The following is an 11,503-nucleotide window of genomic DNA, read 5'->3' on the forward strand; positions in this document are numbered from 1 at the left end:
CGAGCGTGGTCGGGAGAGCGCGCCGGGAAGCACATGCCGGCGCCGCCGAAGGGGTAATACCCACAAACTCTCAGGCATCAAGGACCGTCCGCGCCGAAGGCTTCGCCTTCGATCTCTGGAGAGCGGTTGCGGCGTGCATGCCACGCGAACAACCCACCGAAGGGGCCGGTAAGAGCGGCATCGCGCACAGCGCGCCGCACGCACCGGGCAATCTCTCAGGTACCAAGGACAGAGGGGTCATCTCGCCAACTGGCATTGCGCCGGGCACATGCACAAGCATGCGCCGGACGCGGAAAGTGCCGGTCGTCGAGATGACCCCTTTTGCGTTTTCGGAGGACGTTTTCCGAAATCCATGAACCTTGAGCCCTGAGGCCCTGACGCTCCGATGACCGAACTCAAACGTACTCCGCTCAACGATACGCACCGCGCCGCAGGCGCCCGCATGGTCGACTTCGGCGGCTGGGACATGCCTGTGAACTACGGCTCCCAGATCGAAGAGCACAACGCTGTGCGCACCGATGCCGGCATGTTCGACGTCTCGCACATGTGCGTGGTCGATCTGCATGGCCCGAGCTGCCGCGAATTCCTGCGCTTCGCCGTTGCCAACAACGTCGACAAACTGCAAACGCCGGGCAAGGCGCTCTACAGCTGCATGCTCAACCCGAGCGGCGGCGTGATCGACGACCTCATCATCTATTTCATCGCCGAAGACTGGTTCCGTGTCGTGGTGAACGCCGGAACGGCCGACAAGGACCTTGCCTGGCTCGGCCAGCTCAACGCCCACGGCGACTACAACCTGACGATCACCTCGCGCCGCGATCTGTCGATCGTCGCCGTGCAGGGACCGAACGCGCGCGCCAAGGTCTGGCAAGCCGTGCCGGGCAGTCAGACAGCGAGCGAAGCGCTCAAGCCGTTCAATGCCGCGTTCGCAAAAGACACTGCATTCGGCGAACTGATGATCGCGCGCACCGGCTACACGGGTGAAGACGGCTTCGAAGTCATCGTGAGCGCCGATCACGTGGTGGCGCTGTGGAACGCGCTGGCCGCGGCGGGCGTGCGCCCGGCCGGGCTGGGCGCACGCGACACGCTGCGTCTGGAAGCCGGCATGAACCTGTACGGTCAGGACATGGACGACGACGTGTCGCCGCTCGACGCAGGCCTCGGCTGGACGGTCGAGAAGGAGAGCGCACGCACGTTCGTCGGCAAGGATTCACTGCTCTCGCGCGGACAGACGTGGCGCTTCGCGGGCCTCGTGCTCGACGGCAAAGGCGGCGTGTTGCGTGCGCATCAGGCCGTGATCACCGAAGCGGGCGACGGCGAAATCACCAGCGGCACGTTCAGCCCGAGCCTGCAGCAATCGATTGCGTTTGCCCGTCTGCCGAAGGGGGTGCCGGACGGCGCCACCGTCCATGTGCAAATTCGCGACAAGCAATTGCCCGCACGTGTGGTCAAATTACCGTTCGTGCGTCACGGCAAGGCCGTGGTGGCGTAAGTGCCACGGTGCGGCGACACGAAACACCGATAACCGAATACCCCAAACACTGAATCCCGGAGCGTCAACATGGCGAATATCCCCGACAACCTGAAGTACACCGAGTCCGACGAATGGGCTCGCCTCGAAGCCGACGGCACTGTGACCGTGGGCATTACCGATTTCGCGCAGGAATCCCTGGGCGACATCGTGTTCGTCGAGCTGCCGGATACCGGCCGCACGGTGGCTGCCGACGAGGCATCGTCCGTGATCGAATCGGTCAAGGCGGCGGCTGACGTTCACTCGCCGGTCGGCGGCGAGATCATCGAGACCAATGTGGAAGTGTCGGGCTCGCCGGATCTGGTCAATGCCGACGCTTACGGCAACTGGCTGTTCCGCCTGAAGCCGTCGAACGCAGCCGAATTGGACAAGCTGCTCAACGCCGAGCAGTACGCCAGGAAAATCGGCGCCTGATGCCGGCTGACGGTGCCGCGAGACCTTCGGGTCGCCCGGCACCGTCTGCGTTGGCTTTGCATTGGATATGCCCTGCCGTCACTTGCCGTGATCGAACGAGAGATTTGACCCATGAATGCTTTGACTGACCTGCAAGCCCCGCGCCGCTCGCTCGCCGAGCTTGAGCAGCGCGACAACTTCTGCGCGCGCCACATCGGCCCGGACACCCCCGAACAACAGGCGATGCTCACCGAACTGGGCTATGCATCGCGTGCCGCACTGATCGACGCTGTCGTCCCCGCATCGATTCGCCGCGACGGCAGCCAGTTTGCCACGTCGCTCGGCCAGTTCGCTGCACCGAAAACCGAATCGCAGGCGCTGGCGCAACTGCGCGCGCTGGCGGATCAGAATCAGGTCTTCAAGTCGTTCATCGGTCAGGGCTACGCCAATACGTTCACGCCGGGCGTGATTCTGCGCAACGTGCTCGAGAACCCGGCCTGGTACACGGCTTACACACCGTATCAGCCGGAAATTTCGCAAGGCCGTCTCGAAGCGCTGCTCAACTACCAGCAGATGATCATCGACATGACGGGGTTGGCGATCGCCAACGCGTCGATGCTCGACGAAGCGACCGCCGCCGCCGAAGCGATGACGCTCGTCAAGCGCACGGGCAAGTCGAAGTCGAATACGTTCTTCGTGGCCGACGACGTACTGCCGCAGACCATCGAAGTGGTGCAAACGCGCGCCAAGCCGTTGGGCATCGAAGTCCAGGTCGGCCCCGTGGCCGCCGCGACCGAAGTTGATGCGTTCGGTGTGCTGGTTCAATACCCGGGCGTGGACGGCGACGTGCGCGATTACCGCGCGCTGGCCGACGCCATTCACGCCAAGGGCGGCATGCTGATTGCCGCAGCCGATCTGCTGTCGCTCACGCTGCTCACGCCGCCGGGCGAGTGGGGCGCGGACGTGGCCATCGGTAACAGCCAGCGCTTTGGCGTGCCGATGGGCTTCGGCGGTCCGCACGCTGCCTATCTGGCGACGCGCGACGAACTCAAGCGTTCGATGCCCGGCCGTCTGGTCGGCGTGTCGGTCGACTCGCAGGGCAAGCCTGCGCTGCGTCTGGCGCTGCAAACGCGTGAGCAACACATCCGCCGCGAAAAGGCGACGTCGAACATCTGTACCGCACAGGCGTTGCTCGCCATCATGGCCAGCATGTACGCGGTGTATCACGGTCCGCAGGGGCTGCGTGTCATCGCCGAGCGTGTGCATCGTCTGACGGCCGTGCTGGCCGCCGGCCTCACCGCCCTCGGTGCGGCGCCTCGCAATGCCACATTCTTCGACACGCTGACGGTGCCGGTGGCCGGTCGTGCCGATGCCGTTCACACGGTGGCCGCTGCGCGCCGCTTCAACCTGCGTCGCGAAGACGCCGGCACCGTGGGTATCTCGCTCGACGAGACCAACACGCGCGACGACGTGATCGCGCTGTGGGAAGTGGTGGCTGAGGGCCTCGGCAAGACCGATATCTCGCTGGACTTCGACGCCATCGAGACCACGGTATCCAACGGATATCCGGCGGCGCTCGCCCGTCAAAGCCAGTACCTGACGCACCCGGTGTTCAATCGCTATCACTCCGAGCACGAGATGCTGCGCTATCTGCGCAGCCTGTCCGACAAGGACCTCGCGCTCGATCGCACGATGATCCCGCTGGGCTCGTGCACGATGAAGCTCAACGCCACCTCGGAAATGCTGCCGGTGACGTGGCCGGAATTCGCCCAGATTCACCCGTTCGCGCCGGCGGAACAAACGGTCGGCTATCGTTCGATGATCGATCAGCTCGAGCAGATGCTGGTGGCGGCTACCGGCTACGCCGCCGTTTCGCTACAACCGAACGCCGGCTCGCAAGGCGAGTACACGGGCCTGCTCGTCATTCAGGCGTATCACGCATCGCGTGGCGAAGCGCATCGCGACATCTGCCTGATTCCCGCATCCGCTCACGGCACGAACCCGGCGTCGGCCCATATGGCCGGCTTGCGGGTCGTGGTGGTCGCCTGCGACGCCAATGGCAACGTCGATCTGGCCGATCTGCAAGCCAAGGCCGAGCAGTATCGTGACCGTCTGGCTGCCATCATGATGACGTACCCGTCCACGCACGGCGTGTTCGAAGCCGGCGCGCGTCAGATTTGCGAGATCGTGCATGCGAACGGCGGTCAGGTGTATGTCGACGGCGCGAACATGAATGCGATGGTCGGCCTTTGCGCACCGGGCGAATTCGGCGGCGACGTCTCGCACCTGAACCTGCACAAGACGTTCTGCATTCCGCACGGCGGTGGCGGCCCCGGCGTGGGCCCCGTGGCGGTAGGCGCGCATCTGGCGCAGTTCCTGCCGAATCAGCGCTCGACGGGTTACTCGCGCGCGACCGACAACGGCGACGGGATCGGCGCTGTGTCGGCTGCCCCGTATGGTTCGGCGTCGATTCTGCCGATCTCGTGGATGTACGTTGCCATGATGGGCGCGCAGGGTCTGACGGCGGCGACCGAAACGGCCATCCTCAACGCGAATTACCTCGCGAAGAAACTCGCGCCGCACTATCCGGTGCTGTACTCGGGGCCGGGCGGACTGGTCGCGCACGAGTGCATTCTGGACCTGCGTCCGCTCAAGGACGCCAGCGGCATTACCGTCGACGACGTCGCGAAGCGTCTGATGGACTTCGGCTTCCACGCGCCGACCATGAGCTTCCCGGTACCGGGCACGCTGATGGTCGAGCCGACCGAGTCGGAATCGAAGCACGAACTCGATCGCTTCATCGAGGCGATGGTCACGATTCGCGAGGAAATCCGTGCCGTGGAAGAGGGCCGTGCCGATCGCGAGGACAACCCGCTCAAGCATGCCCCGCACACGGCCGATGTCGTGACCGCAGACGAATGGCCGCACGCCTATGCCCGCAGTCAGGCGGCATACCCGGTCAAGGCGCTGCGCGAGCGCAAGTACTGGCCGCCGGTGGGGCGCGCGGATAACGTCTACGGCGACCGGAACCTGTTCTGCGCCTGTGTGCCGATGAGCGACTACGAATAAATCGTCGCAATATCCGGACAAACAGGGGCTGGCAGAAACATTGCCAGCCCTTTTTTGTCTCAATGGATATAACTCGAATGTGTCATCCCGACGGCATTCGTTGCGTCACAAATACGTTTCAGAACTTCAGGGAAGCCCCATGGCCGTTTCAGTTTTCGATTTGTTCAAGATCGGTATCGGACCGTCAAGTTCGCATACCGTGGGGCCAATGCGCGCGGCGCTGATGTTTGTGCAGGGATTGGAGCGCGACGGCCTGCTGCCGCAGGTAGCGTCGCTGCGTGCCGAGCTATACGGCTCGCTTGGCGCGACGGGCAAGGGTCACGGCACCGATAAGGGCGTGCTGCTCGGTTTCATGGGGGAGGCCCCCGACACCGTCGATCCGTCGACGATTGCGCAGCGTCTGGCGTCGTTACGCCGCGCGAAGGTGCTGTCGATTCTCGGCAAGCACGAGGTGCCATTCGTCGAGAAGGAGCACATGGTGTTCTACCGCCGCGAGGCGATGGCCGAACATCCGAACGGCATGAAATTCCATGCGTTCGACGGCGAGGGCAACAAGCTGCGCGAAGGGCGATACCTGTCGGTCGGCGGCGGTTTCGTCGTAACGGCCGGGGCGTCGAACGCGCAGGTGCTGGCGGCGCACGATCAACTGCCGTACCCGTTCCGCACGGGCAAGGAACTGCTGGAGATGTGCCGCGCGAGTGGCAAGAGCATCGCGCAGTTGATGTGGGAGAACGAGAAGGTCTGGCATCACGGCGAAACGGCGGAAGAGGATATTCGCCGCGGTCTGCTCAACATCTGGCACGTGATGCAGTCGTGCGTGACGCGCGGCTGCGGCATCGGTAACGACGAGGCCGACGGCGAACTGCCGGGGCCGCTGCACGTGCGGCGTCGCGCGCCGGAGTTGTATCGTCAGCTTACGCAACGCGCCGAACGCACGTTGTCCGATCCGCTGTCGGTGATGGACTGGGTGAACCTCTACGCCATTGCCGTCAACGAAGAGAACGCCGCAGGCGGACGCGTGGTGACGGCGCCGACGAATGGTGCCGCCGGCATTATCCCCTCGGTGTTGCATTACTACGACCGTTTCGTACATGGTGCGGACGAGCAAGGCGTGATCGACTTTCTGCTGACCGCTGGCGCGATCGGCATTCTGTACAAGCTCAACGCATCGATTTCCGGTGCGGAAGTAGGATGCCAGGGCGAAGTTGGCGTGGCGTGCTCGATGGCCGCCGGGGCACTCGCTGCGGTGCAGGGCGGTACGGTCGAGCAAGTCGAGAACGCGGCCGAAATCGGTATGGAACATAACCTCGGTCTGACCTGCGACCCGGTCGGCGGGCTGGTGCAGATTCCGTGCATCGAGCGCAATGCGATGGCATCGGTGAAGGCAGTGAACGCGGCACGTATGGCACTGCGGGGTGACGGCGCGCACTACGTGTCGCTCGACTCCGTGATCAAGACGATGCGTGAGACTGGCGCCGACATGAAGACGAAGTACAAGGAAACGGCACGAGGCGGACTGGCGGTGAATATCGTGGAGTGCTGAAAGTTTGATGATTTGATTGTTTTGATGTGCAAGCTGCGTGGTGAGAGCCGCGCAGCTTTTCTTTTTTGTGACCGCGCTTTCGTACACGTCCGCGCCATCTGAGTTTTTCGGGAAAATACCAAACTAGAATGTGGCCCCCCTCGCCGAGAATGTCGGCTTTGGCGCTGTTGAGACCGCAGATGCATGACGTGAGAACACGCTAGGCGGCTTACAAAGTACAAAGAAGGGGAAGGTGATGCGAAGCGGACAGTCGGGCTTTTTTCTGGTTTCCGCTGCGGTTGCCGTGGCTGTGGTCGGCATGCTGATTACGTTTCGGGGCGTTCAGCAGCGTCGTCAAATGCGCATTGAGCGCGCAGAGCGCATTGGCGAGTCGCTCAAGGCCATTGGCGACGCGGTGGAGACGTTCACCGTGAAGCATCACGGCGAAATCGAGAAGCCAAATCGAGGCGCCTCCGATCGACATCCGGTATCGCTGTGGATGGCGCTGGCAAAGTGCTGTCGTGTCAGCCGGACGGAAAAAGTCTGACGGGAAGACTGTGGAAGCTCTCGGGGACTGCCAATACCAAGGCCGATGTGTCCCTGAGTGTGCTCGGGGAGATTGCCAAGGACACGATCACAGACATGGTGCTTGTCGGCGTCACGCGAGGCGAACGATGGAATATCTCGAAGGTGCCCGTTGGGTCGACGGCCTGGGTGGGGGGAACCGGTATCGTCTCGCGCCGAGACCACCGTCGGCAAGCGGTGGGCTAATCAACCGGCGAAACTTGAGCGCGACAGTGCCGGGAACTACACGCTTGCCGGAGCCAGCCAGCATCCGCTGCTTTGTCTGTGGCGGAGTGACGAACTATTCGAGCGACGACGTCGAGTTTGAAGAGTACTTGCCGACCTGACGCTGGGGCTAGGTGGCTACGATATGAATCACGTTCGGGCTTGCGCGATCGGAAGGCGGGAGTGGTACCCGTCAAACTTCGAGCGCATAGCGCGTGATACAGGACACTTTATCAACAAGGCGCGGATGTGCAATGTCGAGACGTTTTTCAGAACCGACGACGAGTACGGACTCCGTAGCTTCGATGTAGAGACCCGTAATGACGGTGTGTCTGTCTCGTACTCGAATTTGCCCTTCAATAACTATCTTCGGGCAACGTGCCGCTTCGATACTGTGCAGGATGTTCGCGACGCTGGTTTTGACGAAGTTCTGTGGGCGCGGGGCGCATTATCAATTGCCATGACGACCTCCAACGTTTTTCTTCTTTCGCGCCGCGGCTTCAGCATCTGGACTGGCCGAAGAATTTTATCCGTCAAATCCTAAACCCTAAACGATGCGTTCAACCCAGAATGTCCCCTTTTAATGCTGCGGCAATCGCCGCCGCCTCGTGCGGCGCGATTGCCGGCCGTTCCGAGGGCACGTCAATGCGAAGAAAGCAGTCCGGCATTTTTCTGATCTCAGCAGGTATCGCCGTGGCGGTGACCGGCATGCTGATTACATTCTGGGGCGTCAACTACACGCGGCAGTTACGCGCCGAGCGGGCGGAGCGCATCGGCGAGTCGTTGAAAATCATGGGCGACGCGACGCAGAGTTTCGCCGTGGCATATCACGACCGGCTGAATAAGCTGTTCGAAAAGAACGAGCCATTCGTCATCGGCGACGTTCAGTTCACGAGGGAGGGTACCGCGCCGCGAGTGGTGGGCAATCTGACGGCGGAGAACCTGCTCAAGGTCATGAACGTTAGGGGCGTCGCAAGCCGGCCGCCGAATGGCATGGGGGAATACGCCATTCAGGTGTATGAAGATTGCGTCAACAACCAATGCGATATCAAGACGTTGGTGTATCTCACTCAGCCTATCAAGCGAGCATACTCGGACGCCCCCGATTTCGATGCCGCCGCTACCGCGATGCGAAAGATCGGTGCGTTGGGCGGCATGTCGCGGCAAGACGCGCCGGGCCAATTTCACTTTCTCGATAACAACGGGTCGGAACGCTTGGTCGCGAACCCGGCGGCGCAACCAGGCCTGATCGCTGTGCGTGGCGGACATCAGACGAGTGCGATGGACACTCTGCTCAGCCTCGATGGGCGTAAGTCGATGACGGGGAATCTCAATTTAGAAGATCGTAACGGCGGGGCGAACGGCGCAGCGACACGTCACAATATTGTCGGCGCGGGGAATATCGAAGGAAGTGGCGCACTGGCGATGAACAGCCTGGCGGTGAACTCCGCGCGCATCGCTGGCACGCTGGATCTCAGCAGCAACAAAAAGGACGACGACCAGAAGGCAGGCAGCAGCATTATCGGTGCGCGTGACATCACCGGGAGCGGGACGCTGAGCATGGCCGGCGTCAATGCAGATCGCGTGAAAGTGGGCACAACGCTGAGCCTGAATGCGAACGACATCACGGGGGCGAGAAATGTCGACGCGAAGTCCGTTGACGCGACCAACGTAGAGGCAACCCGCGTCAAAGCCGAAAGAGTGGAATCGGCAGCCCTGAAGTCGACCGACGGTGTGGTCGAGCTAGGCACCAGCATCTCGGGGGGATCTTGCACGGGGATGGGCATCGGCGTTGATGCGCAAGGTCGGGTCATGTCGTGTCAGCAAGAAGACCCAAAAGGCAATGGCAGGGGCGCGCGCGTCTGGAAGCTGTCGAGCCCGACAGTCACCCGGGACAACGTGCCTGATAACGTTGTGGACAAGATCACGTCCGAGGTACAACGCAACTCGTCGTGGTGGATGTCCAGATTCGATCTGAGATGGGGCAAGAGCAAACTACTTCACCGCGGCGCAGCGAGCGTTCTTTATGAAGTGGGTTCGCCTGCGACTGCCTGTGTGCTGGACGCCGAGGCGATAAGCGCCGGTGGCATTCTCGAATACAACCACCGGCTCGACCGGTTCGTCGTGCGTGCAATGGGGCGTCCCGCCGGGGCCTTGTATTGCTTCTCGTACGGCAGTGGCTCAGTGGGCATGAGAACAACCTTTTGGGACTGGGGGAAGAACAACGTCGGGCACGGCATTATGGAAAATCCGACCTGGTATCGCGACAACACACCGGAGTTCCGTAACCTTTTCAAGACAACGATGACGCAAAACATCGGCGCGCTCAATGAGGGCGGAAACTGGCACCACTGATGCGTTTCGGGCAGGGATATCGATGCGGCTATCGTTCGCGCATGATCGTCACATGACCGACACAGAAGCTCGGTAGTCTACCTCCCGATGTCTCCTTGCCTTGTCTTTGAGCCGCGCGGCGTTTGCCGGGCGGCTTTTTTCTTGTCGCGCGATTGCGTATAGGAATTGACGGAAAGTCTCGCCGCTTCCTGTCGCGCAGGGTCAAATCTTGAGATTCTTCGTCGCTTGCCCCCTGTTTTTCGGTGGGTCTACGAGTCGTTGCGACAGGAGGCACGTGACATGGAGAGTTGGCTCAAGCCGTTGGTCGATGCCGTCGGCGGGGTGCTGTCGGGATACCCCCTTGTGGTCACCTTGCTGGGGGCGGGGGTGTACTTCACCGTCCGTTTCGGCGGGATTCAGATTCGGGCACTTTGGCACAGTATCAGCCTGCTGCGTTCCTTCGGGACCACCTCGGGTATTTCACCGTTTCAGGCCTTTGCCACGGGACTGGCGAGCCGCGTCGGCACCGGCAACATTGCCGGGGTGGCCGTCGCGCTGACCATCGGTGGTCCGGGCGCCATTTTCTGGATGTGGATGACGGCGCTGCTCGGCATGGCGTCTGCGTTCGTGGAATCTACGCTGGCGCAAATCTTTAAGATCCCGCACCACGACAACACCTTCCGCGGCGGCCCGGCGTATTACATCGAGATGGGGCTGGGCTCACGAAAATTCGGCATCCTTTTTGCGCTGGCGCTGCTATTTACCTTCGGTTTCGCGCTCAACTCCGTGCAGTCGCACTCGATTGCCGAAGCGCTGGAAGCGTCGTTCGGCTGGGAGCGCACATGGATCGGCATCGCGCTGGTGTTGATGACGGCGCCGATCATCTACGGCGGCGTGCGACGCGTTGCGCGCTTGGCGCAGTGGATTGTGCCGGTGATGGCGATCGCCTATCTCGGGCTTGCCGTGTACATCTGCATCGTCAATATCGATCAGCTCCCCGGCATGATGTCGATGATCCTGCGGCACGCCTTCGGGCTTGAGCCTGCTGCGGGCGGTATTGCCGGCTACGCGGTGAGTCAGGCGGTGTTGATGGGGGTCAAGCGCGGTCTCTTCTCCAATGAGGCGGGCATGGGCAGCGCGCCCAACGCGGCAGCGGTGGCGACGACCCGGCATCCGGTGCAGCAAGGGTTGATGCAAATGCTCGGCGTGTTCTTCGACACCATTGTGGTGTGCTCGGCCACGGCATTCATGATTCTGCTCTCCGGCGAATTCATGCCAGGCGCCGCGCCCGAAGGCGCCGTACTCACACAACGCGCGCTGGCGGCGCACGTGGGCAACTGGGCCGTCGTCTTCACAGGGATCACCGTGTTCTTCCTCGCGTACTCGAGCGTACTCGGCAATTACGCATATGCCGAAGTGAACATGGACTACCTGACACAACGTCCGTGGCTTCTCAATATCTTTCGTGCACTGGTGCTCCTCGCGGTGATGCTCGGCTCCGTCGCCAGCCTGCCATTGGTTTGGAGCTTTGCGGACGTCGGCACGGCTTTGATGGCGTTCATCAACCTGGTCGCCATCGGCATGCTGATGAAGTATGCGTTGATCGCGTGGCGCGACTATCAGGCGCAGCGCAAGGTGGGTATCGTCGAACCGGTCTTCACGCGCGACGTGCTGCCCCCGGAAATGCGAGAGCGTCTGTCGAAAGATGTTTGGTGTGCCGAGCGGGGTGATGAACGTTGATAGCGGCCCCATCTAACTTGGGCATTTGACGTTCTGTCGACAGCCGAATGATAGAAAAGCCGCGTGGCGTCAGTCGCGCGGCTTTTCGTTTTGGGGTTGTGCTTCTGTATTCGATGTCACCGATG

Annotated in this window: 7 protein-coding genes and 2 riboswitches; all 7 genes read left to right on the plus strand. The window is 61.9% G+C overall.

Going from position 1 to position 11,503, the window contains the following annotated elements; translation table 11 throughout:
- Window positions 1-97, plus strand: a riboswitch (glycine riboswitch).
- A gap of 8 nt (window positions 98-105) precedes the next feature.
- Window positions 106-242, plus strand: a riboswitch (glycine riboswitch).
- A 143-nt stretch (window positions 243-385) separates the two neighbouring features.
- Window positions 386-1,492, plus strand: coding sequence for a glycine cleavage system aminomethyltransferase GcvT (gene gcvT / locus C266_RS22550; RefSeq protein WP_010807681.1), 1,107 nt, complete (start codon window positions 386-388; stop codon window positions 1,490-1,492).
- A 69-nt stretch (window positions 1,493-1,561) separates the two neighbouring features.
- Window positions 1,562-1,945: a glycine cleavage system protein GcvH gene (gene gcvH / locus C266_RS22555; RefSeq protein ID WP_010807680.1), complete on the plus strand. Its 384-nt coding sequence runs from the start codon at window positions 1,562-1,564 to the stop codon at window positions 1,943-1,945.
- A 111-nt stretch (window positions 1,946-2,056) separates the two neighbouring features.
- A complete protein-coding gene (gene gcvP / locus C266_RS22560) occupies window positions 2,057-4,993 on the plus strand; it encodes an aminomethyl-transferring glycine dehydrogenase (RefSeq protein WP_010807679.1) in 2,937 nt (978 codons plus the stop codon).
- 139 nt (window positions 4,994-5,132) lie between these two features.
- On the plus strand, window positions 5,133-6,536 hold the full coding sequence (locus C266_RS22565) for an L-serine ammonia-lyase (protein WP_010807678.1): 1,404 nt from the start codon (window positions 5,133-5,135) through the stop codon (window positions 6,534-6,536).
- Window positions 6,537-6,771: 235 nt separating this feature from the next.
- Window positions 6,772-7,062, plus strand: a complete 291-nt coding sequence (locus C266_RS22570) for a hypothetical protein (RefSeq protein WP_010807677.1) — start codon at window positions 6,772-6,774, stop codon at window positions 7,060-7,062.
- An 887-nt stretch (window positions 7,063-7,949) separates the two neighbouring features.
- Window positions 7,950-9,659 carry a hypothetical protein gene (locus C266_RS22580; protein ID WP_010807675.1) on the plus strand — a complete coding sequence of 570 codons (1,710 nt, stop codon included), beginning with the start codon at window positions 7,950-7,952 and terminating at the stop codon, window positions 9,657-9,659.
- Window positions 9,660-9,938: 279 nt separating this feature from the next.
- Complete coding sequence (locus C266_RS22585; protein WP_010807674.1) at window positions 9,939-11,378, plus strand: sodium:alanine symporter family protein; 1,440 nt, start codon at window positions 9,939-9,941, stop codon at window positions 11,376-11,378.
- Window positions 11,379-11,503: the final 125 nt, after the last annotated feature.

Source organism: Pandoraea sp. SD6-2, assembly GCF_000389825.1.
Lineage (GTDB): Bacteria > Pseudomonadota > Gammaproteobacteria > Burkholderiales > Burkholderiaceae > Pandoraea > Pandoraea communis.